The organism is Lysinibacillus capsici, assembly GCF_003367505.1.
GTDB classification, from domain to species: Bacteria; Bacillota; Bacilli; order Bacillales_A; family Planococcaceae; genus Lysinibacillus; species Lysinibacillus capsici.
This window is the reverse complement of record NZ_PXXX01000024.1, coordinates 128,451-151,058: the sequence shown is the minus strand read 5'-3', so window position 1 is coordinate 151,058 and position 22,608 is coordinate 128,451. Positions and strand designations below refer to the sequence as shown.

Here is a 22,608-nt window from a genome sequence, read left to right as displayed (position 1 = left end):
ATTGTTTGCGTGTAGGGACTTTTTTTATTTAAACATGTCCATGCACGTAATGAATTTAACCATTTTAGGAGGAATGAACATGACAAACGAATTATTACAAGATTTAGAATGGCGTGGTTTGCTATACCAACAAACAGATGCGGAAGGCATGGCAAAATTATTAGATGAACAATCTGTATCTTTATACTGTGGGGTAGATCCAACAGCTGACTCCATGCATATTGGACATATTGTTCCATTGTTAACACTTCGTCGATTCCAAAAAGCGGGCCACCGTCCAATTTTACTTGTTGGTGGTGCGACAGGGATGATCGGTGACCCATCTGGCCGTTCAGAAGAGCGCCAATTACAAACAGTAGAGCAAATCGATAAAAACGTTCAAGGAATCCGTAGTCAATTAGAACGTATTTTCGAATTTGCGGAAGATGGCAATGGTGCTCAGCTTGTGAACAATCGTGACTGGATTGGTAATATAAACACAATTGAATTTTTACGTGATTACGGGAAACTAATTAACGTAAACTATATGTTAGCAAAAGATACGATTGCTTCTCGTCTTGACACAGGAATCTCGTTTACAGAGTTTGCCTATACGTTAATTCAAGGTATTGATTACAATCATTTATACAATCACTACAATTGCCGTATTCAAGTAGGTGGCTCTGACCAATGGGGTAATATTACAACAGGGTTAGAGGTTATTCGTAAAACACACGAGGAAGAAACGAAAGCCTTTGGAATTACGATTCCATTAGTAACAAAGGCAGATGGTACAAAGTTTGGTAAAACCGCAGGTGGTGCTGTTTGGCTAGATAGTAAGAAAACATCTCCATATGAATTCTACCAATTCTGGATCAATGCAGCTGATGCAGATGTCATAAAATACTTAAAAATCTTCACGTTCCTATCTCGTGAAGAAATTGAAGCTTTAGCCGTATCTGTAGAGGAGGAGCCACATTTACGTAAGGCACAAAAGGCGCTAGCTGAAGAAATGACTCGTTTAATACATGGTCAAGAGGCATTAGAGCAAGCCATCCGTATTACAGCTGCTTTATTCTCAGGAGATCTAAAAGCACTTTCAGCCGAAGAAATGAAGGACGCTTTTAAAGACGTTCCTTCTATTGAAATGGCTAAAGAGGATAAAAACATTGTGGACCTACTTGTGGAGGCCGGCATTTCCTCTTCAAAACGTCAAGCACGTGAAGATGTATCAAATGGTGCTATTAGTGTAAACGGTGAAAAGGTAACAGATTTAGAATATGTAGTCGATGCGAAGGATCGTTTAGAGGATGCATTTAGCATTGTCCGTCGAGGTAAGAAAAAATATCATATGGTGAAATTTATCTAATTTCTATTGGCAAAACCACATCCCAAAAAACGCTGGATGTGGTTTTTTCATCATAAGAAACTTGGAGGTTTTATTTGTTCATATTCTTTAGGATGCAGTATTTTTCCAAGTTTTATAGCACCTTCAATAAGTCGTGGAGAAGGGCGACAATACAGCCATTCTTCCATTACATGGAGCTGTTCCGATTGAATGGCATGTAACTCTTTGGCATATGGACGTTTTAATAAATTAGCAGGTTGGATACGCTCAAATGCGACACCAACCCAAGCCATCATGATATAGTCAGGCTGGCGTTTAACAACATCTGTCCAATCTGTTTGAACACTAGCAAGCTCAACATCTTGAAATAGATTTATGCCACCAGCAAGAGCGCTAATTTCTGTTAGCCAATTTATTTTCCCAGGAGTGAAAATAGGGTTCGGCCACCATTCCCAATACAGGGTAGGTTTCTTCGGAATTGTTTGTGCAATGGAATACATTTTTTCGATGGAATGCATGTACTCTTCAGCAATTGTCTTTGCTTGTTCCTCCACTTGACAAGCTTTCCCGAGTGTCAGAAGATCTTGCGCAATTTCTTCTAATGAGTTTGCATTAAAAATAATATGAGGAATATTTCTTTCTTTTAGTGCCTCAATGTTTTTTTCCATACCAGGTACACTCAAGGAAGCCAGAACAAGATCAGGCTGTAATGCCTCTAATGCCTCCATGTTAATTGATAAATCAGGCCCAAGCTGTGGTAGATCTTTAACCGATGATGGCCAATCGGAATAATCATCAACTCCAACGAGCTGGTCTGTCAGCCCTAAATAGGCGACTAATTCTGTATTGCTAGGACAAATTGAAATTAAACGCATATTATTTTCTCCTATTCTTTTTAAGAGAAGTATAGCGAGAGTTCCCGTGATAGACAATGTGTGTGTATCGAGTCCATAAAAAAGTGGAGAAAACATTTGTTTTCTCCATCCTTTGTATAGGCTTATAGGAAACCGTCGATTAAGAAAGGGCAACTGCCTCGAGTGACTCTTCTTTTTTCACAATAGGACCCATTGCATTTGTGATGATTTGTTTGATATCCTCTAGTGTTGCTTTACGAGGGTTCGTCTCAGCACACACATCTAATAATGCATTTTTTGCTAAGATCTCAATATCCTCATCTTTTGCACCTAATTCACGGAAGCCGCTAGGAATATTTAAATCTTGTGATAACTTCTCAATAGCTGTAATAGCCTTTTCAGCCGCATCTCGCTTACTTAAACCCTCTACATTTTCTCCTAATAATTCAGCGATACGAGCAAAGCGCTCTGTACGTGCTGTGACATTAAATCGACAAACATGTGGCAATAAAATAGCGTTGCACACGCCATGTGGTAGGTTATAGAAACCACCCAATTGATGAGCAATTGCATGAACATAGCCAAGTGATGCATTATTAAAGGCCATTCCCGCTAAAAATTGTGCATATACCATTTGTTCACGCGCTTCTATATCAGCTCCATTTGCATAGGCACGTGGTAGATATTCAGGAATTAGCTGAAGGACCTTTTCAGCACATGCGTCCGTGATTGGTGTAGCATTCGTAGAAACGAATGATTCAATAGCATGTGTTAGTGCATCGACCCCAGTAGCTGCCGTAAGAGCAGGAGGTAAACCAATCATTAATTCAGGATCGTTTATAGAAAGTAACGGTGTCACATGCTTATCAACAATGGCCATTTTTACTTTGCGTGCTGTATCCGTGATAATAGTGAAACGAGTCATTTCACTGGCAGTACCAGCAGTTGTATTAATTGCAATTAATGGCACAAGTGGATTTTGTGATTTATCAACGCCTTCATAATCATGAATGCGTCCACCATTCGAAGCAATAAGTCCGATACCTTTTGCTGCATCGTGTGCGCTGCCTCCTCCAAGAGAAACAATAGAATCACAGTTTTCCGCATGATACACGGAAATGCCATCTTCTATGTTTTGATCTGTTGGATTTGGTTCTGCTTTAGGGAAAATTGCTACATCAATTCCAGCAGCTGTAATGATGTTTGCAATTTGTTCTGAGAGACCTAATTTGTGTAGACCCTCATCTGTTACGATTAATGTCTTTTTCACTTCTAAATCATTTAAGCGTTTACCAACTTCTTGAATTGCTCCAGGTCCAAATAAGTTTGTTTTCGGCATAACAAATTGCTTTAGAACGTCTGACATATTTCCAACCCCTTTTAAAAAATTATTATTGCTTGAATGATGGTGAACCACCTTTCGCAATTCATCGTATTCTATTTTTTGTAAAAGTTCAACTCGTATTTTTATTAAAATTGTTAAATTTCTTCATGTTATTATTTTACAAAAAAGTTAAGGTGATGATAGGAACATTGGAATGTTGTTTTGTTGTAGAATATTGAATTTAAAAAGGTTTTAAAAATATTTTACTATGAAAGTAAAATATATTTTTTGGAAAACAGTTCTATTTTGATGATCTAATGAATAGTAAATAACTGATATTTTGTTTTTATTATAAAGGTAGTGATTATGTTATTTTGAAACTATGTAATTGTTATTTTAAAGTACATAAAATTGCCACAATATAAGAGAAAAAATTATTGTTGGTTATAATAATCTGGGCAATGCGTCTGCGCTAAAAAAGTAGTGCATCATTTTGAAGAAATCAGTGAAAATAAAAATTCTTGCTTTGGATTAACACATGAAGATGATTTACCTGTATTAGGGGTAGAGCCGTATATTGAACTGATTCAAATGTCTTCTTCAAGTGATACAAATCGAGAAGATGCCAAACATCTAGTGTTTTTTCACTTGGATTTGCACTAGGGTGTTTTTTCTATGGTGCGATATCAGAAAAATATGGTCGTAAAAATATCATTGTATTTGGGCTTTTTTTATTAAGCGTAATAACGTTACTTCAGGTTTAGTTAATGACTTTTCTTTTATCCTTCTATTGAGAGGATTACAGGGGCTTGCGGCAGCAACATTTTCACCAGTAGCACTTGCCTATACTCTTGAGGTTTTTCCAAATGATCGAAAAGTTGGGGCAGTAGGTTTTATCAGTACGGGATTTCTTGTAGCGGGTATAGTTGGTCAGGTGTTTAGTGGATATGTAAGCGACCATAGTCATTGGCACGTCATCTTTTATGTACTTGCTGTAGTGTATGTTATGACTGCTTTGTTAGTCGTGTGGATCTTACCGAAGGGAATAATTCAGAATGAAACTAAAAATATATGGGCTCCTCTGAAGAGAATTGGTATTATTTTCACCAATAGAAATTTGATCTTTAGTTATATCATTGCGTTTGCATTATTAATGTCATTTGTCAGTATGTACATTATTTTAGGGGCTTATTTAACGAGTGATTTCTTTGGTATGAAAAGTCAGAACCTTATCTACATTCGTATCTTTGGGGTAGTGGGGATGGTTATGTCACCATTTGCGGGGAAAATAGCAAAGCGTTTTAATGTGCTGTTTGTACTGAAAATGGCCTTAACTCTCGCGATTATTGCACTGACCGCGATGAGCTTTATTTCAACTATAGCTGGTTTAACCATCAGTAGTATTTTATTTGTTGGTGGGATTGCCCTTGCTGTTCCTTCATTAGTAACGCTTGTTAGTCAGTTAGGTTGGAATATGGGAGGGATTGCAGTTTCTATGTACACAGTAATTTTATTTGCTGGAACAAGTGTTGCACCGTTCATATCTGCTTATTTCATACAATTTGGTAGCTTTACTGTAGCCTTCCTCCTACTTGCTACAATACTCGGTACTGGATTAGTTTTTGCGCTAATGATTAAAAGCGGAAAAAACGTAGGTTCTAATTGATTGTTCATAGAAAAAAACCCTGAAGCCTTGGTATACAAGGGATTTCAGGGCTTTTATTAGCATCAATTGATTAACGAGAGTAGTACTCTACGATGAATGCTTCGTTGATTTCAGCTGATAATTCAGAACGCTCTGGAAGGCGAGTGAATGTACCTTCTTTTTTGTCAGCATCGAATGTTAAGTAGTCAGGTACGAAGTTGTTTACTTCGATTGCTTCTACTACTACAGCAAGGTTTTGAGATTTTTCACGAAGAGAAATCGTTTGACCTGGTTTTACGCTGTATGATGGGATATCAACGCGTTTGCCATCTACTAAGATGTGACCGTGGTTAACTAATTGACGAGCTCCACGACGAGTACGAGCTAAACCTAAACGGTAAACTAAGTTGTCAAGGCGAGTTTCAAGAAGGATCATGAAGTTTTCACCGTGAACACCTTTCATTTTACCAGCGCGGTTAAATAGAGTACGGAATTGACGTTCGTTCATACCATACATATGACGAAGTTTTTGTTTTTCTTGAAGTTGTAAACCGTATTCTGATAATTTTTTACGTTGGTTTGGACCGTGTTGTCCTGGTGCGTAAGGACGTTTTTCGATTTCTTTACCTGTACCGCTTAGTGAGATACCAAGACGACGTGATAATTTCCAAGATGGACCTGTATAACGAGACATATTGTTGTCTCCTCCTTTAAATTTGGTTTTTTTGTTGTAAAACAAAAACCAGTAGTACCCATTCTTACACGCATTTTATTTTCATGTACTTTCGCCTATGCAGCCGTTAGGTTACACAATACACCATCTAATTTTCATTGCTGATCATCTAAGTAGTTGTACATCAGAAAATAGAGGAATAAAATACAATCATAAGCTTATACCACTGCTGCGTTTATTTTACACAACCTCCATTGTAACTGCTTTGGACAAGGACGTCAATTATTAGCTAGTAAAAAAATATAAAAGAACATAGTAGGAAATTCCTCACTACCTATTTAAAATAATATGGGAATAGTTAATGATACGCTGTGTTATGTAAATTGTAAAAGTAAGGGATAATTACATAGTCAAAATGACACAAATTATGTATAATATATTATAAGTTAATAGTAATTGATTTGGACGTTATATAGAAAAGGTGATTTCATGACAGACCATTTACAAACGCTAAAATATATAAAATCTGATGTTTTGAGCTTTTGGGTGAGTTCTTATGAAGAACAAACTAGTTTTAATGGGTATTTTTGTTCATTGAAACAGTTTCTAAAGAAGCGCTTGAAAATTGATAATGCTGCTTTTCTTAGTTTTGAAGGTAATTCCTTAATCCCAATCGAAGAGATGGCTTCATTAACAATTGAAACAAAGCTAAATGCTGTGTCATGGCTGATGATCGAAGCTAGTTTTTATCAACAAAAAGTAGTGAAAATTCCTTATATATTGAAAGCAAGACAGGCCTATTCAATGATGACAGATATGGTGCTTTTCCAAGCAGAGGGCAAAAATCCCATTGGTATATTACTTGTGGAGGCAACAGAGTCTTGGACAGACTTTATGACCTCGGAGTATGGTGAAGAGTGTATAGAAACACTTTCAAAGGTTCTTCAAATGATTAGAGACAATTTAGATGTCAAAATAAATGAAGACCAATATAGAAAACTATATAACATGACTGATTTATTTCATTCAACAATGGATATTGATTTAATTTTAGAAAATGTATTAAAAAATATACGGGATAATTTTCCTGAGTTTAATGTGGAGCTTATTTTATCGAATGATCAAGATCGACACACGACCATCGATATTAAGCTTTTTGATTATTTATCAGAAAGACCTGCTACAATTGAAGCCTTTGTATCAGGAGAGTTGACGACAGAGCTAGCGAGCGATTTAAATTGTCGGTTGTTAAATGCACCGATTAAGGGCAGGCAAGCTATTTATGGCATCTTGCAAGTAAGTGCACCCACCACTTATCTTTTTTCAACAACCGAAAAAGATTTTGTACGGATGCTGGCACAAGCTTCAGGAAATGCTCTTGAAAATGCAAAGTTATATCATCAATCGCATCGCCTCGTAAGTGACTTACAACTCATCAATGAAACTTCGCATCGTTTAAATATGCGAATTGACATTCATGAAATGTTACTTTTCCTACAAAAGCAGTTACTGAAATCCTTTCAGCCAATGGAAGTATGTTTCGCATTTAAAAAACACGATACATTTGAAATAACAGGTGCAAGTACCTCCCTGTTCCATTCAGAAAACGGTCAAAGTTATATAAAACATGTTGAACAGCACTTTGCTCAAACGAATGATCCACTATTTGTTGCCGATTTCAGCCGTCTAACTCCTAATCAAATTGAGTATCGCTCTATTATGGCGATTCCTATACTTATGGAGGAAAAGATTAATGGTTTTAGTATTGTCTTACATAAAGAGCCATATTTCTTTTCATTCGATAGTTTCAAATTAATGCAATCTTTAATTCACCATTCATCATTAGCCATTGCAAACTCAATTTTACGAACACAGCTTCAGGAAATGGTCGATTTGGATCATTTAACGAAACTGTATGCTCGTAGTTACCTCGATCAGTTTGTAGAAAAATCACTTGAATATGATCAATCTGGTATGTTTTTGTTAATTGATATTGATAATTTTAAACGCATTAATGATACGTATGGTCACCAAGTTGGAGATAAAATTCTTGTTCAGATTGCGGTTCAATTAAAAGAGACTATTGGAAGTCGTGGGATTTGTGCAAGATGGGGTGGAGAAGAAATGTCTGTCTATGTCCCTAACATCGATGAAAAAGAAGCTTTAGAATTAGCATCAACCATTGTGGAAGTCATCCCAAGTACCACAGATCCACAAGTAACCATTTCTGCGGGTCTTATAACATGGGATGAGCGAGATCGACCAGCATTCCAATCTGTGTTTTTACATGCAGATACAGCCTTGTATGAGGCGAAAAACAGCGGGAAAAATCGCTTTTGTACTCACAATGGATCGTTCCAAACGAATTCATAGGATTATAAAGCAAAACGTAAATGGTTGTTTAAATAAATCGCCCTGAAATGACAATATAAAACATTTCAGGGCAATTTTTAATATTGTATTATAAATGGTTAAGGAGTGTTTTAACAAATTCCTCTAGGCCATTACGATCTTCCTCTGAAAAGCGATTCACGATAGGACTATCGATATCTAACACACCAATAATTTCACCTTGCTTCATTAGCGGTATAACAATTTCAGACTGCGATGCAGCATCACAGGCAATATGCCCTGGAAAATCATGTACATCTTTTACAACAACTGTTTCTCTTGTTGCCACAGCTGTACCACAAACACCACGCCCAATAGGAATTCTAACACAGGCAGGAAGACCCTGGAATGGTCCTAACACAAGCTCATTATCCTGCAAGAGATAAAAACCAACCCAGTTAATGTTCGTTAAAAATTGATTTAACAGAGCAGAGGCATTACTTAAATTGGCGATTTGATTGGTTTCGCCAGTTAATAGTGCATCTAATTGTTTTGATAATGTCAGATACTGGTCAGCAATTGATCCTTCGTAATTAATTTGTGTAAACATACTAAGCACCTCGTTTAAAAGTTATTTATATTGGTAATATAACATTATAGTGTTGATGTAAATCTTCTGCGCAATGTGCATCTGAACCAAATACATATGGTAGTTTAATAGTTTGACTATAATTGATAAGGGCAAATGGTGGATAAGGCTCCTGACAATATTGTTTACTTAAACCAGCACTATTTAAATCTAATTCATAGCCCGCGAATTTCATGCTGTCTAATACTTCTTTGATACGTGGGGTGTCATTGATTTTTTCGTTGTGCGCTAGTTGGAATTTATGAATAAGTGATGGATGTCCAATCCGTTTTGGTTTGTATGGTCCAAGATCTGCTCTAATCGATTGTAGGACAGTATCATAATATAAATCATATACCAGTTCAACAGAGCCAACTTTTTTTGAAAAATCAATAAAGCATTCAGAAGAAAAGTCGATACATACAAAGGTATCTTGCCATTTTAAAAAATGGACTGATAAAATAGCGTCATCTAAAAGATGTCCATAGGTATCAAGGAATTGACGAGTTTCTTGTTCGTAGCCTTGGATGTAGTCAACTTCTAGTCCGATGCGGATACGAATATCTTGTGCATACTGTTGTTGTAGATGTTGCAATTCTTCAATGTAAGACATGAGATCATCAGGATTCATGCCACTATCTTGTTGCGGGGTTGGATCGACAAAACTTTTGGGCAATGGGGCGTGTTCTGTAAATGTTATATCTGTGAAATGTTGAGAAATTGCTTTTTCAATATATTGCTTGAATGAGTCCGTAGTGCCATGTGGACAAAAAGGACTATGTATATGCCCATCACGTTTCATAATTTACCACTCCTTTAGCTCTATAGATACGCTATTTAAATATTTCACAATAGCGAAAATACAGTTTTCTGAAAAACACTTAAATTTTAGTACAAAAGGCGAAAACATAGTATATAATAAATACAACTAGCCAATTCGTTTATTGTAGAATAGGAGGCTTACGATGGAGTATATCATCATTCCGATTATCCTACTATTAATTTTAGCCATAGTAGGATTTATGATGCGAAGAAAACATGTTGCAATTATTGCAAAACTAGAAAATGAAAAATTACAAATACAACATAATCCTATAAATGAAGAAATTTCAAAAGTAAAATCTTTAAACATGAACGGTGAAACGGAAGAAATGTTTGAACGATGGCGCAATACTTGGGATGAAGTCATCGACGTACATATGACTAAAATCGATTCTCTTCTATTTGATGCTGAGGATCAAATTAATCGACTTCGTTTTAAAAGGGCAACTTTAATAGAACGTGAAATTGAAGATTACATTGAGAAATGCGACCAAGATAAAAATAAAATTTTAGAAGAACTGAATGAATTAATTGGCAGCGAAGAAAAAAATCGAATTGAAATCGAACAATTAAAAGAATACTATCGCTCTGCAAGAAAGACATTGCTGGCTCATCAACATTCATTCGGTGTAGCATTACCTGCATTAGAGAAGAAGCTAGAGACATTTGTTCAAAAATTTGAAGAGTTCGATGTCCTAACGAATGAAGGTAATTATTTGCAAGCGCGAGAAATTGTCATTAGCTTAAATCAAGAATCGCAGCAGACATTCGAATATATTAATGATGTTCCAACCATCTTAACGGAAATTCAAGTAAAGCTACCAGGTGCGGTTCAGGAATTGCGTAATGGTCAGCGTGAAATGGAAGACCAATCTTACTATTTACAACATTTAGAATTGACAGATGCACTTAATAAATATGAAAAAGAATTTGAGGCATTAAAACTCGAACTTGCAGAGCTGAATTTAAAAGTTGTTAAACCGCGTGTGACAGAAATAAATGAAGAAATCGACCATTTTTATGATTTACTTGAAAAAGAGGTTATTGCTAAAAATTATGTAGATCAAAATTGTGATCGTTTATTAAGTTCTATTACCAATGTCATTTCTTCAACAAAATTAGTGAATGACGAGGCAACGTATGTACAGCAAAGTTATCATTTAAATGAAAAAGATGCTGAAATTCCAAAAGCCGCTTTAAAACAATTGGAAGCACTGCAACGTCGCTATGATTTATTAGCTATGCGAGTTAGGGAAGAAAAATCAGCTTATTCTAGCTTACAGGAAGAGTTAATCGAAATTAGTGAAGAGCTTGAACGAATTCACGAAGAACAAGGTCATCTATCGAATACAATGAAGAAACTTCGAATAGATGAAAATAAGGCACGCGCTCAAGTCGAAAACTTAAAGAAAATATTACAGGATACGGATCGTTTATTGAACAAGGCAAATATTCCAGGAATTCCTGAGGAGATGGATGCACGACTTGATGAGGCAGCAGAGCACATCTATGTTGTCATGCAAAGCTTGCAAGAAGTACCACTTAATATGGGTACTGTTCATAATAATCTAAATGCAGCAACTCTCTGTGTAGAGGATGTTAAAGTAAAGGCACATGAGTTAATAGAAAATGTGATGCTCATTGAGCGTATTATTCAGTACGGTAATCGCCATCGCGCATCGAACCCAAAATTGAACGGACGTTTAAGAGAAGCAGAAGAGGCTTTCCATCAATTCCGTTATGCAAAGGCTTTAGAAGAAGCAGGTACAGCAGTGGAAGAAATGGAGCCAGGTGCCTTAAAGCGTATTCAAGAAATGGTTGCCGAAGAATTCATAGCAAAATAATTCAAATAACATTTTGAGCTGTCTAAAAAGTATAGCGATTACTTTTTAGACAGCTTTCTATTTATGCTTAGATTAGGATGTGATTCAGTATGAAATTGTCAATCAAAGAAATAAATGAACATTTCGCAAGTGAAATTTTACAATGGCGATATGTAGCACCTTACGATTTTTACAATAATGAATTATCGGGTGAAAATCTACAAGAAATGCTTGATAATCCTTACTTTGCGATCTTTAATAATCATAGTGAATTAATTGGCTATTATTGTACAGGTAAAGCAGCCCAAGTGCCAAAAGGGCAAGGTTTTGGGGCGTATGAAGAACACTGTATAGATATTGGAATTGGGTTGAAGCCAAATCTAACGGGTCAAGGATTAGGAACGGCATTTTTTTCGTTTATTGTTCAAACAGTTCAAGAAGAATATCAGCTGCCATTACGTTTAACAGTTGCACTATTTAATAAGAGAGCAATCCATCTTTATGAAAAATTTGGTTTTGTTAAAGCAATTGAATTTAGTACACCAACAGAGTTTGTCACGATGGTGAAAAAAATGTAGGATATCAATTAAAATTTAAATAATTGTTAAAGTTAGTGGTCAATCGCCAAAGATTGCGTTATGATAAATACCGTTAAATCAACGTTTTGAAAGTGTGTGAAAAGTTATGGTTAATACAATTTATTTGGATAATAGTGCAACAACTAAGCCTTTAAAAGAGGTTATGCAGGCTTTTATGGTTGTAAATGAGCAGTATTATGCCAACCCTGCTTCCATCCATGCTATGGGTGTTGAAGCAAATGATTTATTAATACGTGCGCGTGAGCAAGTAGCAGATATTTTGCAGACAGAGGCAAAAAATGTGCTATTTACTTCAGGTGGTACAGAATCAAATAATGCAGCTATTTTTGGCATAGCACGTAGTAATACGCATATAGGAAAGCATATTTTAACGACTGAAATTGAACATCCATCAGTGCTAGAAACAATGAAACAACTTGAAAAAGAGGGCTATGATGTTGAATATCTTCGTGTCGATCGAAGAGGTGTGATTTCTCTAGATGAGCTTCGTACTAAAATACGAAAAGAAACAATTTTAGTTAGCATCATGCATGTGAATAATGAAATGGGTGCAATTCAGCCTATTAAGGAAGCAGCAAAAATGATTCATGAAATGAGTCGTGCTGCCTTTCATGTTGATGCTGTGCAAAGCTTTGGGAAATTAGCAATATCCTTTAAAGAAGAAGGACCTGACTGTATTTCTATCTCTGGTCATAAAATTCATGGCTTTAAAGGCTCAGGAGTGTTAGCATTCCGTAAACCCATAAGATGGCAGCCCTTTGCTCTTGGTGGAGGTCAGGAATTTGGTATGCGTAGTGGTACTGTAGCAGTTCCGCAAGCTGTTGCTTTAGCGAAAGCGGCTCGACTTGCTGTTGAAACAATGAACGAACGCTCAAATAAATACCGTCAATGGCACGATGAAATCCGAACTCAGCTAGAAAGTTATGGCGAAGCAGTCCATGTTTTATCAACGCCACAGGGAGCTGCGCATATTGTGTCATTTAGTGTTCGTGATTTAAAAGGGGAAGTCATTATTAATGCTATGCAAAAACGTGGTGTCATTGTGTCGACATCAAGTGCATGTTCTTCCAAGCAAACGAAAACAAGTCATGTCGTCGAGGCGCTTCACCTTGATGAGCATTATAAAAAAGGCGTGATTCGCCTTAGCTTTGGCGCACATAACACAATAGAAGATATAGAAAACTTTAAACAAGTACTAGCAGAAGTAATGTTGGAACTCAAAGGAGAAAAAAAGTAAATGATTTGGAAAGAAATTTTAATTAGATATGGTGAGCTTTCTACAAAAGGTCGCAACAAAATGGATTTTATCCGCCGTTTACGTGAAAATATTCGTCATGCCTTTGCAGATTTAGGACAACTGCATATTCGCACAGAACGTGACCGTATGTTTATTGCCATAGAAGACGAAGCACAAATGCAAATGCTAATTACAGGTTTACCTAAAATTTTTGGTATTCAATCATTTAGCCCTGTCGCTGCATGCGAAAAAGATATGGACAGTATGAAAAAGCTCGCTATCACTATTATGGAGACATTTAAAGATGAGCCACATACATTTAAAGTAGAGGTAAAACGTACTGATAAAACATTTCCTTTAGAATCTCATGCCATCCAACGTGAGATCGGTGGCTATGTTTTACCACAATTTCAAAATTTATCTGTTAAAGTGAAGCAGCCTGATATTGAGCTACGTGTAGAAGTTCGTCATGATGCAACTTATATGATGGCACAAGTCATTCCTGGTGCAGGTGGAATGCCTGTAGGATCAAATGGCAAGTCTATATTAATGCTATCTGGCGGTATTGATAGCCCTGTCGCAGGTTATTTAATGATGAAGCGTGGTGTGCGATTAGAGGCAATTCACTTCTTTAGTCCACCTTATACAAGCCAAAATTCATTGGAAAAAGTAAAAGTGCTTGCCAATGAATTAACAAAATTTGGTGCTAGTATTCGTTTGCATGTCATTCCTTTTACTGAAATACAAGTTCTTATTAAAGAAAAAGTACCTTCTAATGTATCGATGACGACAACACGCCGAATGATGTTGAAGGTTGTTGATCAGGTGCGTGAGGAAATTGGTGCACTTGCTATTGTAACGGGCGAAAGTCTTGGACAAGTGGCGAGTCAAACGCTTGAAAGTTTAACAGCAATAAACGCAGTAACAAATACACCTATCCTTCGTCCGCTGATTTCAACTGATAAATTAGAAATTATTGATATTGCAGAAAAAATCGGCACATACGAAACATCTATTCAGCCATTTGAAGATTGCTGCACGATTTTTACACCAGCAAGTCCAAAAACAAAACCGAAGCTTGAAAAGGTTGAGCATTATGAAAGCTTCTCTGACTTTGATGAATTGATCGAGCGAGCAGTGAAGAATCGCGAGGTCTATATTTTCCCTAAGAAAGAAGAACAACAAGATAAATTTGCAGATCTACTATAAGGATTCAAAAGCCGTCTCAAAGCCCATTTTGAGACGGCTTTTTTGTATGGATATTGTTATTCCAATAGAGGTACAATTTACCTCTAAATTTTTTGTATTAAAAATCTAATATCGCACATTCTATATTCACAAGGAGGTGAGAAACATGGCTTCAAACAACAACCGTAGTTCAAACCAGCTTGCAGTACCTGGTGTACAACAAGCACTAGATCAAATGAAATACGAAATTGCACAAGAATTTGGTGTTCAATTAGGAGCTGAAGCTTCAGCTCGTGCCAACGGTTCCGTTGGTGGTGAAATCACTAAACGTCTTGTACAAATGGCAGAATCTCAATTAAAAGGTATGCCAAACAACAACCAATAAATGCTGATTAAGCATTTATAAACTTAAAACCAGTGACCGTAAAAGGCACTGGTTTTAGTTTGTTTATTGATCATTTATTTATACGAGATAAGGATCTAAATGTAGCTACTGTATGATCAACATCTTTGCTTTGACAAATAGCTGAAATAACAGCAACACCATCAACTCCCGTTTGAAATACAGAATGTGCATTTGTGAAATTTATTCCACCAATTGCTACAATTGGTAATTCAGGATGTAATGAATGTGCCTCCTGTAAAAAAGATGTACCACATGGTGGTTGTGCATCACTTTTAGAGGATGTTGGAAAGATTGGACCGATACCAACATAATCAGCTTGATGGTTAATAGCTATTTGCAATTCTTCCTCGCAATGGACAGATACACCAAGAATCATATTCCCGATTCTTTTACGTGCTACACTTACAGGTAAATCATCTTGTCCGATATGAACACCATCAGCCCCTAGTCTTATCGCTAGATCAACATCGTCATTAATGATAAAGGGCACATGATAGTGATGACATAGTTTTTGGCATTGGCGTGCAAATTGTTCATACGCAAGTCCAGTTAACGCGTGAGGACCTTTTTCACGAAATTGAAACATTGTAATGCCTGCTTGCAAGGCTTTTTCTAGGATATAGATAGGTTGTTCTTGAGGAGGAACATTGCTCGTACCCATAATAAAATAAAGCTCCAAATCCTCACGTTTCATGAATAATCACCTCACAGCCTTCCTTATACTGTTGATAAGCAAAATGATTAGTGGGTCCATGACCATTTCCAATCGATAAATTAAACATAATAGCTAATTGGATAAATTTTTTAGCTTCTATTATGGCATTTTCCAGAGCAAATCCTTGTCCAAGAAAAGCAGTAAGTGCTGCGGAAAATGTACATCCAGTACCATGCGTATTTTTTGTTTGGATTCGTGGAGACTGCAAAGAAAAAGAACGTCCATTTTTGCAAAATACATAATCAATGGCATAAAGTGGATCTGCTAAATGACCACCTTTAATGATGACACATTGTACACCTAGCTGTAACAAGCTTTGAGCTACTTCTTTCATATCTTCAAAATGATGAATAGATCTCCCAGTAAGTGTCTCTGCCTCGGGTATATTGGGCGTAACAACCGTAGCAAGTGGTAATAAAGTTGAGCGTAAGGCATCGATAGCTTCTTGCTGTAATAGGCTTTCCCCACCTTTTGCAATCATCACCGGATCAACAATCAGTGGAATGTTTAGCTCCCTGATCTGGTGTGCAATTGCTTTGATAATTTCTGAGGAATAAAGCATTCCTGTTTTAATCGCAGCGATTGGAAAATCTTCTACTAAGGCCTCTAATTGTTTTTTTATAAAGGAAACGTCAATAGGGCAAACACCTGTTACACCCAAAGTATTTTGAGCAGTTAGAGCAGTAATAACAGAAGTACCGAACACTTCTAATTCCTGAAATGTTTTTAAATCAGCCTGTATACCCGCGCCTCCACCACTATCTGAGCCAGCGATTGTTGTTACAATATGCATGAAGCTGCACCATCCTTTGATAAGCGATGTATAGCATTGAGTAAGGCTATTTGAAAATCACCAATGTCTGCAGTAAATGCGGATGCCAGTACACCTGCTTTTTTATAGTAAGTAAGTGTTTCTGTTAATTGTTGGTAAGGATTATGGCTTACACTATAGGCTGCGCCACAAATTGCGCTAAGTAAACAACCTGTACCCGTTACTTCCGTCATTTGTGGATGACCACCAGCGATCCATTGGCTATGCTTGCCATCAGTTATAAAATCGCGTTCTCCTGTGACAATAACAATGCATTGATAGCGTTGAGCCAATGATGTGGCTTCTAATTCCATAGCGATAGTGCCATGACCACTATCTACACCCTTTTGTTGCCAATTTACACCAACTATTGCTGCTAGCTCGCCGAGATTACAGCGAATCACGGCAAAGTGTATGTTTTCAAGTAAGTATCTTACGGTTTCCTTACGATAAGTTGTGGCTCCAACTCCGACAGGATCTAAAATAACAGGAATACCAAGTTTATTGGCTTTTTCACCTGCTAATAACATGGCACTTTTTGTGCGATCATTAAGTGTTCCAATATTAATTAATAATGCTTGAGCAATGGCCACCATCTCCTCTACCTCTTGGTAGTCATCGGCCATTACTGGTGAAGCACCTATCGCTAATAAACCATTTGCTTGAAAATTTGCCACTACATAATTGGTTATACAATGGATAAGTGGTTGCTGTTGACGAATTGTTTGAAAAATCATTGTAGTCCTCCTTTAGGGATGGACGTAAGCATGCAAAAAAGGCTCTTTTTGTGTAAAAATGCACGAAAAGAGCCTTTCATCTGAAAACGATGTTTATTGCTCCCTACGTCAGTATTAACTAACAGGTTCAAAGGGTCAGGTTTTACCTTCTCAACTCTTACGAGTCCCCCTGCAATCTTGCTTTTAGTTGACCAAAATGTACCATACTTTTCATTTGTATTCAATAGCAAGTTTTCCTATAGATAAAATGTGACCGATGCCATATAGGAGGGTATGATAGTTGTCATGACTTTACCGAAATTAAGCACAAACCATTGAAAATGCTGAAAAAAGAGTTTTATAATGTGTCATAACAAAAGGGGGCAATTGCCATGAAAAGACAAGATTTAGTTGCACCAGAATGGTATAACATAGTAGAGGAAATTGAAAAATATGCTCAGGATGCAGCCAAAAATGCTTTAATCATTTATGAAGAAAACCAAGACATCCAATGTATTACATATGCACATTTATTGGAAAAAGCAAATCAAGCAGCACATGTATTCACCAAGCAAGGTTTAAAGAAAGGTGACGTCATTTTAGTAATGGTACCACGTTCGGTTGAAGCATATATTGTGTATATTGCTGCATTGAAAGCGGGTTTAACTATTATTCCAAGTTCTGAGATGTTAAGAACAAAGGATATTGAGTATCGAATTCATCATGCAAATGCTAAAGCAGTTATTGCATTTGAACCCTATATTGAACAGTTCGATAAAGTGAAAAATTTACAAGACATACTGCAATTTGTCATAGGGAATGCACATGAACCTTGGCAGAACATACTTGAAAAAATGAATAATCAACCTACAACCTACATAAATCCTATCCCAACAAAAAGCACAGACAATGCATTTTTAGCCTATACAAGCGGAACAACAGGAAATCCAAAAGCAGCAGTGCATACGCATAGTTGGGGCTATGCTCATTTACGAACAACAGCACCATATTGGTTGGGTGTACAAGAAAATGATATTGTTTGGGCGACTGCAGCACCAGGGTGGCAAAAATGGATTTGGAGTCCATTTCTAGCTACTTTAGGCAGTGGTGCTACTGCATTTGTCTACAAAGGTAAATTTGAAGCAGCTTCTTATTTAGCATTGCTTGAGAGATTCAAAATCAATGTACTATGCTGTACACCAACTGAATATCGTTTTATGGCAGCGCTTGAAAATTTACATGAATATGATTTAAGTGCAATTCGCCAAGCTGTATCAGCTGGTGAGCCATTAAATAGTGAGGTTATTAGAGTATTCTTGGAAACATTCAAATTACAAGTGCGAGATGGCTATGGACAAACGGAAAATACATTATTGGTAGGCACAATGGTAGGGATGGAAGCGAGAGTTGGCTCTATGGGAAAACCTACTCCTGGCAACACTGTTGAAATTATTAATGATTTGGGCAAACCTGTTACAATCGGAGAAGTTGGTGATATTGCTGTTCATCGCGAAACGCCAGCACTCTTTAAAAAATATTTAAATGATCCTGAACGTACAAATTTACAATTTCGTGGGGATTGGTATATTACAGGAGATCGTGCTTATAAAGATGAAGATGGCTACTTTTGGTTTGACGGACGAGGAGACGATGTTATTATTTCCTCAGGCTATACAATTGGTCCTTTTGAAGTAGAGGATGCTTTAATGAAACATCCAACTGTAAAAGAGGCTGCTGTTATAGCGAGCCCTGATAAAGTAAGAGGAAATATTGTCAAAGCATTTATTGTTCTGCGCAATGGTGAAAAAGGTGATGGAGCGCTTATTCAAACACTCCAAAGTCATGTTAAATCATTGACTGCTCCTTATAAATATCCACGTGCTATTGAATTTGTAGAGGAACTACCAAAAACATCTTCTGGGAAAATTAGACGTGTCGAATTACGACAACAAGAAATCAAACACCTCCAATTATAATATTTCCTAGGAAATAATGTCGAAAATCAAAGTTCATCAAAGGTATGGACTTTGATTTTTTTATTTTTTTTAGGTAAGGTAATATGAGGAAATACATAGCTTAAAGCTTTTTGTGTTTAATTATTGCAAAAAAATGAAACAAATTGGCAAGTCATACGTATTACGTGTTGAGGAGGCGGAAAGACATGAATGTAAAAAGGTGGGTTGCTTTAGTAGTGGCTGGTGTTCTTTTACTATTTTCGTTAGGAATTAATACCATTTTTGCGCTATTTAAAGCAGATTTCCTAGGTAATTTTGATAGCTTAATGGCAGGTAATAGCTTAGATGTATATGAAAATGTCATTGAAGGGGAGAATTTTGATAAGCGAATTGCTTATTTAAAGGTAGATGGAACGATTCAAGATATCGGCTCAAGTACATTGTGGCAACCAGTTGCCTATGATCATCAATTTTTCTTAGAACAATTGGATAATATTTTATATGATGAGTCCATACAGGGGGTTGTTTTAAGCGTTAATTCACCAGGTGGTGGTGTAAAGGAATCTGCAGATATCTATAAAAAGCTACTAAAAATAAAAGAAGAACGACAAATTCCAATTTATGTATCAATGGATTCTATGGCAGCTTCAGGTGGTTATTATATTTCTGCACCAGCAGATAAAATATTTGCCCATCGTGATACAATAACAGGCTCTATTGGTGTCATCATGCAATCAATTAACTATCAAGAGCTGGCTGAAAAAGTAGGGGTCAAATTTGAAACGTTTAAATCGGGAGAGCATAAAGATATGCTAAGTCCAATGCGTGAAGTGACAGCAGAGGAACGTGCAATGATGCAAGATATGATTAATGAAACGTACGAAGAATTTGTAGATATTGTAGAGCAGGGGCGTAATATGTCTGAAGCAGAAGTGAAGAAGGTTGCAGATGGTCGTATTCTTGGCGGTACAAAAGCACTTGAAGCAGGGTTAATTGATGAAATTGGTGATGAAGAAGCGGCCATTGCAGCTCTTCGTGAGGATTATGGACTTGAAGATGCGGCTTTATTTGAGTATTCATACGATATGGGTGGCTGGCAATCATACGTAGGTATGAAAATTGGCTCCATGTTCGGTCCCTCTGCCGAAGAAAAAATGCTAATGAAAATCATGACGGACTATAGCGCTCCGAAAATGATGTATCTATATGGGGAATACTAAGGGGGAGAGCACAATGACAAACAATGAAATTGTTATGCAAGGTTCACCCTCATTGGAAAATGGCTTCTATATAAACACTTCAGGAGAATCAGCACATGAAAAAAACTATGCATTAAAAACTGCTGGTTTTTGGGTACGATTTTGGGCATTTTTATTAGATGGATTCATCATTTCTGCTGTAGGTGGAATACTCGTCAATCCTATCTTCTATTTAATGGATTGGTCTTTATCTGATTCGGTTTGGTATGCGCCAATTTCTATTATTACAGCAATTTTCTACTATAGCTATTTTGTGCTGATGACCAAGTTTTTTGGGCAAACACTAGGGAAAATGGTGTTCGGATTACGTGTAATTTCATTAAAGCACGATCAGCTAACTTGGTCAGATGTGTTATTCCGTGATTGGATTGGTCGTATCATCAATAATATTTTTATGCCACTGTATATTTTGGTAGTGATTTTGCCAGAAAATCAAGGCTTACATGATTATTTTGCCGATACAACAGTGGTGCACGAAAAAATCTTTATTGAAAAGGCTTCAACACCGACTACTTTACCAAAACAAGAAGAACATATAGAAATTACTGTGCAAGAAGAAAAAATAGACTTAGCCAAGCTAGAGGAAAAAAATGAACAATAAACATAAGACTGTCTCAAATTAGGAGACAGTCTTATCTATTTCTATGTATGTAAGCTATCATAGTTGCAATTAATTCCCTTCATTTAGTAATATTATGTACATATGATGATTAGGAGGCGTTTAGATGGCACAAGTAACATTTAAAAATGGTCCAGTGACACTAGTAGGAAATGAAGTAAAGGTGGGCGATCAAGCTCCAGATTTTACGGTATTAGCGAATGACCTATCACCTGTAACATTAAATGATTCAGAAGGAAAAATTCGTTTATTTAGTGTTGTACCATCATTAGATACTGGTGTATGTGATGCGCAAACACGTCGATTCAATGAGGAAGCAGCGAACTTAGGTGATAATGTAGTCATTTATACAGTATCTGTGGATCTTCCATTCGCTCAAAAGCGTTGGTGTGGTGCAGCAGGTATAGATGCAGTCCAAACTGTATCAGATCACCGCGACCTTTCATTTGGTGAGGCATATGGCGTATACATTCAAGAATTACGTCTTCTGACACGTGCAGTATTCGTTGTGGATGCAAACAATAAAGTAACATATGTTGAATATGTACCTGAAGCTACAGATCATCCAAACTATGAAGCGGCCATTGCAGCTGTCAAAGCACTAGCATAATAAGCTGCTTTTAGGCTAAGATAATACTAGACAAAGGGGCTGTGACAAGTGTTTGTCACGGCTCTTTTCTGCGTGAAAGGAAGTTAGATATGGAAAATATCGAAAAGTTATTTGGTGTGCTAAATGAGCATGCCGAAAAAATCGAAAAAGAACACAATATAACGTTACTAGAAGGATTATTAGATGGGTTAGAGGCATGGCTTGATGGCGAAGTTGATTTTTCTCAAAAAGATGCAACAAAAGAGGATATTCGTAAAGCTATTCAAATTGCTATTTTAAAAGGGATGCGCAAGGGCTCACAGCCGAATCATCAAATGACTCCTGACACGTTAGGGCTATTAGTGGGCTACTTTGTGGAGCAGATTTTTGCAGAGCGTCTTGAAAATGAAAAGATCTCGATCATGGACCCAGCAGTAGGCACGGGCAATTTATTACTGACGGTTATGAATTTATTAGATGGAAAAGTGGAAGCAACAGGTGTAGAGGTGGATGAGCTACTTATTCGTCTTGCTGCGGCAACTGCTGACTTAACAGAACAACCTATTTCTTTATACCGTCAAGATGCCTTAGAAGATTTATTGGTCAATCCAGTGGATGCCGTTGTTTGTGATCTACCTGTAGGTTATTATCCAAATGAAGAAGTGGCGCTCGATTATGAATTATGTCCAGTGGAGGGGATGAGTTATGCCCATCATTTATTCATCGAGCAATCAATGAATTATACAAAGGATGGCGGCTATTTATTTTTCCTTGCACCATCTCATCTGTTTGAGTCAGAGCAGTCTAAGCAATTACACAAATACATTCAAAAACATGCGTGGATTCAAGCGATTATTCAATTACCTGACTCGATGTTTGCAAATAAATCATTAGAGAAGAGCATTGTGATTTTACAAAAACAATCGAAGGAATTGAAAGCACCTAAAGAAGTCCTATTAGCTAAAGTACCAAATATGCAGAATAAGCAGGCACTTGCGCTATTCTTTGAAAAAGTGAAGATGTGGAAAGAGGGCAAGTAATTGCTCTTGAGTGCAAGTAAAAAGGTATCCTATACAAGGATACCTTT

Annotated in this window: 22 protein-coding genes and 1 riboswitch; of the genes, 14 read left to right on the top strand and 8 right to left on the bottom strand. The window is 36.9% G+C overall.

Going from position 1 to position 22,608, the window contains the following annotated elements; genetic code table 11:
• The first annotated feature begins 79 nt into the window (after nucleotides 1-79).
• Nucleotides 80-1,348 (top strand): tyrosine--tRNA ligase, encoded by a 1,269-nt coding sequence (gene tyrS / locus C7B89_RS20690; RefSeq protein WP_115674505.1) that lies wholly within the window; start codon nucleotides 80-82, stop codon nucleotides 1,346-1,348.
• Between the two features lie 50 nt (nucleotides 1,349-1,398).
• Here tyrS and C7B89_RS20685 read toward each other — a convergent pair whose 3' ends face one another.
• Together C7B89_RS20685 and C7B89_RS20680 are read right to left on the bottom strand one after the other, a co-directional pair.
• A complete protein-coding gene (locus tag C7B89_RS20685) occupies nucleotides 1,399-2,202 on the bottom strand; it encodes a cobalamin-binding protein (protein WP_115674504.1) in 804 nt (267 codons plus the stop codon).
• A gap of 139 nt (nucleotides 2,203-2,341) precedes the next feature.
• Complete coding sequence (locus tag C7B89_RS20680; protein ID WP_004226138.1) at nucleotides 2,342-3,547, bottom strand: iron-containing alcohol dehydrogenase; 1,206 nt, start codon at nucleotides 3,545-3,547, stop codon at nucleotides 2,342-2,344.
• 641 nt (nucleotides 3,548-4,188) lie between these two features.
• Between C7B89_RS20680 and C7B89_RS23350 the strand changes: the two genes are divergently transcribed.
• Both C7B89_RS23350 and C7B89_RS20670 read left to right on the top strand, forming a co-directional pair.
• Complete coding sequence (locus C7B89_RS23350; protein WP_244205744.1) at nucleotides 4,189-4,269, top strand: hypothetical protein; 81 nt, start codon at nucleotides 4,189-4,191, stop codon at nucleotides 4,267-4,269.
• A gap of 26 nt (nucleotides 4,270-4,295) precedes the next feature.
• Nucleotides 4,296-5,171 (top strand): MFS transporter, encoded by an 876-nt coding sequence (locus tag C7B89_RS20670; protein WP_244205742.1) that lies wholly within the window; start codon nucleotides 4,296-4,298, stop codon nucleotides 5,169-5,171.
• 70 nt (nucleotides 5,172-5,241) lie between these two features.
• Here the strand turns inward: C7B89_RS20670 and rpsD are convergent, their stop codons facing one another.
• Complete coding sequence (gene rpsD / locus C7B89_RS20665; protein WP_004226141.1) at nucleotides 5,242-5,844, bottom strand: 30S ribosomal protein S4; 603 nt, start codon at nucleotides 5,842-5,844, stop codon at nucleotides 5,242-5,244.
• 573 nt (nucleotides 5,845-6,417) lie between these two features.
• Between rpsD and C7B89_RS20660 the strand changes: the two genes are divergently transcribed.
• The gene (locus C7B89_RS20660; RefSeq protein WP_231595662.1) at nucleotides 6,418-8,196 is read left to right on the top strand and encodes a sensor domain-containing diguanylate cyclase; all 1,779 of its coding nucleotides are present in this window, start codon (nucleotides 6,418-6,420) and stop codon (nucleotides 8,194-8,196) included.
• A gap of 88 nt (nucleotides 8,197-8,284) precedes the next feature.
• Here C7B89_RS20660 and C7B89_RS20655 read toward each other — a convergent pair whose 3' ends face one another.
• Together C7B89_RS20655 and hisJ are read right to left on the bottom strand one after the other, a co-directional pair.
• Nucleotides 8,285-8,764, bottom strand: a complete 480-nt coding sequence (locus tag C7B89_RS20655; protein ID WP_048393529.1) for a GAF domain-containing protein — start codon at nucleotides 8,762-8,764, stop codon at nucleotides 8,285-8,287.
• A 25-nt stretch (nucleotides 8,765-8,789) separates the two neighbouring features.
• The gene (gene hisJ / locus C7B89_RS20650; RefSeq protein ID WP_066037559.1) at nucleotides 8,790-9,584 is read right to left on the bottom strand and encodes a histidinol-phosphatase HisJ; all 795 of its coding nucleotides are present in this window, start codon (nucleotides 9,582-9,584) and stop codon (nucleotides 8,790-8,792) included.
• 163 nt (nucleotides 9,585-9,747) lie between these two features.
• Here hisJ and ezrA point away from each other — a divergent pair, with 163 nt between their 5' ends.
• The 5 genes from ezrA (at nucleotide 9,748) to C7B89_RS20625 (ending at nucleotide 14,836) form a co-directional block, all read left to right on the top strand.
• Nucleotides 9,748-11,448: a septation ring formation regulator EzrA gene (ezrA, locus tag C7B89_RS20645; protein WP_054549944.1), complete on the top strand. Its 1,701-nt coding sequence runs from the start codon at nucleotides 9,748-9,750 to the stop codon at nucleotides 11,446-11,448.
• An 89-nt stretch (nucleotides 11,449-11,537) separates the two neighbouring features.
• A complete protein-coding gene (locus C7B89_RS20640) occupies nucleotides 11,538-12,005 on the top strand; it encodes a GNAT family N-acetyltransferase (protein ID WP_115674502.1) in 468 nt (155 codons plus the stop codon).
• Nucleotides 12,006-12,111: 106 nt separating this feature from the next.
• Complete coding sequence (locus C7B89_RS20635; protein ID WP_115674501.1) at nucleotides 12,112-13,263, top strand: cysteine desulfurase family protein; 1,152 nt, start codon at nucleotides 12,112-12,114, stop codon at nucleotides 13,261-13,263.
• A complete protein-coding gene (thiI, locus tag C7B89_RS20630; RefSeq protein WP_115674500.1) occupies nucleotides 13,264-14,472 on the top strand; it encodes a tRNA uracil 4-sulfurtransferase ThiI in 1,209 nt (402 codons plus the stop codon).
• 145 nt (nucleotides 14,473-14,617) lie between these two features.
• Nucleotides 14,618-14,836 (top strand): alpha/beta-type small acid-soluble spore protein, encoded by a 219-nt coding sequence (locus C7B89_RS20625; protein ID WP_004226165.1) that lies wholly within the window; start codon nucleotides 14,618-14,620, stop codon nucleotides 14,834-14,836.
• A gap of 70 nt (nucleotides 14,837-14,906) precedes the next feature.
• Here C7B89_RS20625 and thiE read toward each other — a convergent pair whose 3' ends face one another.
• The 3 genes from thiE to thiM are packed head-to-tail and all read right to left on the bottom strand — an operon-like array spanning nucleotide 14,907 to nucleotide 17,120.
• Nucleotides 14,907-15,551 carry a thiamine phosphate synthase gene (gene thiE / locus C7B89_RS20620; protein ID WP_048393540.1) on the bottom strand — a complete coding sequence of 215 codons (645 nt, stop codon included), beginning with the start codon at nucleotides 15,549-15,551 and terminating at the stop codon, nucleotides 14,907-14,909.
• Nucleotides 15,541-16,365 carry a bifunctional hydroxymethylpyrimidine kinase/phosphomethylpyrimidine kinase gene (thiD, locus tag C7B89_RS20615; protein WP_115674499.1) on the bottom strand — a complete coding sequence of 275 codons (825 nt, stop codon included), beginning with the start codon at nucleotides 16,363-16,365 and terminating at the stop codon, nucleotides 15,541-15,543. The genes thiE and thiD overlap by 11 nt, the downstream gene beginning before the upstream one ends.
• Nucleotides 16,353-17,120, bottom strand: a complete 768-nt coding sequence (gene thiM, locus C7B89_RS20610; RefSeq protein ID WP_048393544.1) for a hydroxyethylthiazole kinase — start codon at nucleotides 17,118-17,120, stop codon at nucleotides 16,353-16,355. The genes thiD and thiM overlap by 13 nt, the downstream gene beginning before the upstream one ends.
• A gap of 83 nt (nucleotides 17,121-17,203) precedes the next feature.
• A riboswitch (TPP riboswitch) is annotated at nucleotides 17,204-17,301 on the bottom strand.
• 190 nt (nucleotides 17,302-17,491) lie between these two features.
• Between thiM and mbcS the strand changes: the two genes are divergently transcribed.
• The 5 genes from mbcS to C7B89_RS20585 all read left to right on the top strand — a co-directional run bounded on the left by mbcS (nucleotide 17,492) and on the right by C7B89_RS20585 (nucleotide 22,561).
• Nucleotides 17,492-19,075: an acyl-CoA synthetase MbcS gene (gene mbcS / locus C7B89_RS20605; protein WP_115674498.1), complete on the top strand. Its 1,584-nt coding sequence runs from the start codon at nucleotides 17,492-17,494 to the stop codon at nucleotides 19,073-19,075.
• A gap of 185 nt (nucleotides 19,076-19,260) precedes the next feature.
• Nucleotides 19,261-20,274 (top strand): signal peptide peptidase SppA, encoded by a 1,014-nt coding sequence (gene sppA, locus C7B89_RS20600; RefSeq protein ID WP_048393549.1) that lies wholly within the window; start codon nucleotides 19,261-19,263, stop codon nucleotides 20,272-20,274.
• 13 nt (nucleotides 20,275-20,287) lie between these two features.
• Nucleotides 20,288-20,914, top strand: a complete 627-nt coding sequence (locus C7B89_RS20595; RefSeq protein ID WP_054549949.1) for an RDD family protein — start codon at nucleotides 20,288-20,290, stop codon at nucleotides 20,912-20,914.
• Between the two features lie 124 nt (nucleotides 20,915-21,038).
• Entirely contained in the window at nucleotides 21,039-21,542 is a 504-nt protein-coding gene (tpx, locus tag C7B89_RS20590) for a thiol peroxidase (protein ID WP_004226187.1), read from the top strand.
• An 89-nt stretch (nucleotides 21,543-21,631) separates the two neighbouring features.
• Nucleotides 21,632-22,561: a class I SAM-dependent methyltransferase gene (locus tag C7B89_RS20585; RefSeq protein ID WP_054549950.1), complete on the top strand. Its 930-nt coding sequence runs from the start codon at nucleotides 21,632-21,634 to the stop codon at nucleotides 22,559-22,561.
• The last annotated feature ends 47 nt before the right edge of the window (nucleotides 22,562-22,608 follow it).

What these genes read in the sequence shown, in the direction of transcription:
- rpsD (WP_004226141.1), bottom strand. Translation starts at nt 5,844, where the DNA reads ATGTCTCGTTATACAGGTCCATCTTGGAAATTATCACGTCGTCTTGGT.
- C7B89_RS20640 (WP_115674502.1), top strand. Translation starts at nt 11,538, where the DNA reads ATGAAATTGTCAATCAAAGAAATAAATGAACATTTCGCAAGTGAAATT.
- tyrS (WP_115674505.1), top strand. Translation starts at nt 80, where the DNA reads ATGACAAACGAATTATTACAAGATTTAGAATGGCGTGGTTTGCTATAC.
- C7B89_RS20595 (WP_054549949.1), top strand. Translation starts at nt 20,288, where the DNA reads ATGACAAACAATGAAATTGTTATGCAAGGTTCACCCTCATTGGAAAAT.
- C7B89_RS20680 (WP_004226138.1), bottom strand. Translation starts at nt 3,547, where the DNA reads ATGTCAGACGTTCTAAAGCAATTTGTTATGCCGAAAACAAACTTATTT.
- ezrA (WP_054549944.1), top strand. Translation starts at nt 9,748, where the DNA reads ATGGAGTATATCATCATTCCGATTATCCTACTATTAATTTTAGCCATA.
- thiD (WP_115674499.1), bottom strand. Translation starts at nt 16,365, where the DNA reads ATGCATATTGTAACAACAATCGCTGGCTCAGATAGTGGTGGAGGCGCG.
- C7B89_RS20625 (WP_004226165.1), top strand. Translation starts at nt 14,618, where the DNA reads ATGGCTTCAAACAACAACCGTAGTTCAAACCAGCTTGCAGTACCTGGT.
- C7B89_RS20685 (WP_115674504.1), bottom strand. Translation starts at nt 2,202, where the DNA reads ATGCGTTTAATTTCAATTTGTCCTAGCAATACAGAATTAGTCGCCTAT.
- sppA (WP_048393549.1), top strand. Translation starts at nt 19,261, where the DNA reads ATGAATGTAAAAAGGTGGGTTGCTTTAGTAGTGGCTGGTGTTCTTTTA.
- mbcS (WP_115674498.1), top strand. Translation starts at nt 17,492, where the DNA reads ATGAAAAGACAAGATTTAGTTGCACCAGAATGGTATAACATAGTAGAG.
- thiM (WP_048393544.1), bottom strand. Translation starts at nt 17,120, where the DNA reads ATGATTTTTCAAACAATTCGTCAACAGCAACCACTTATCCATTGTATA.
- thiI (WP_115674500.1), top strand. Translation starts at nt 13,264, where the DNA reads ATGATTTGGAAAGAAATTTTAATTAGATATGGTGAGCTTTCTACAAAA.
- C7B89_RS20635 (WP_115674501.1), top strand. Translation starts at nt 12,112, where the DNA reads ATGGTTAATACAATTTATTTGGATAATAGTGCAACAACTAAGCCTTTA.
- thiE (WP_048393540.1), bottom strand. Translation starts at nt 15,551, where the DNA reads ATGAAACGTGAGGATTTGGAGCTTTATTTTATTATGGGTACGAGCAAT.
- C7B89_RS20655 (WP_048393529.1), bottom strand. Translation starts at nt 8,764, where the DNA reads ATGTTTACACAAATTAATTACGAAGGATCAATTGCTGACCAGTATCTG.
- tpx (WP_004226187.1), top strand. Translation starts at nt 21,039, where the DNA reads ATGGCACAAGTAACATTTAAAAATGGTCCAGTGACACTAGTAGGAAAT.
- C7B89_RS20585 (WP_054549950.1), top strand. Translation starts at nt 21,632, where the DNA reads ATGGAAAATATCGAAAAGTTATTTGGTGTGCTAAATGAGCATGCCGAA.
- hisJ (WP_066037559.1), bottom strand. Translation starts at nt 9,584, where the DNA reads ATGAAACGTGATGGGCATATACATAGTCCTTTTTGTCCACATGGCACT.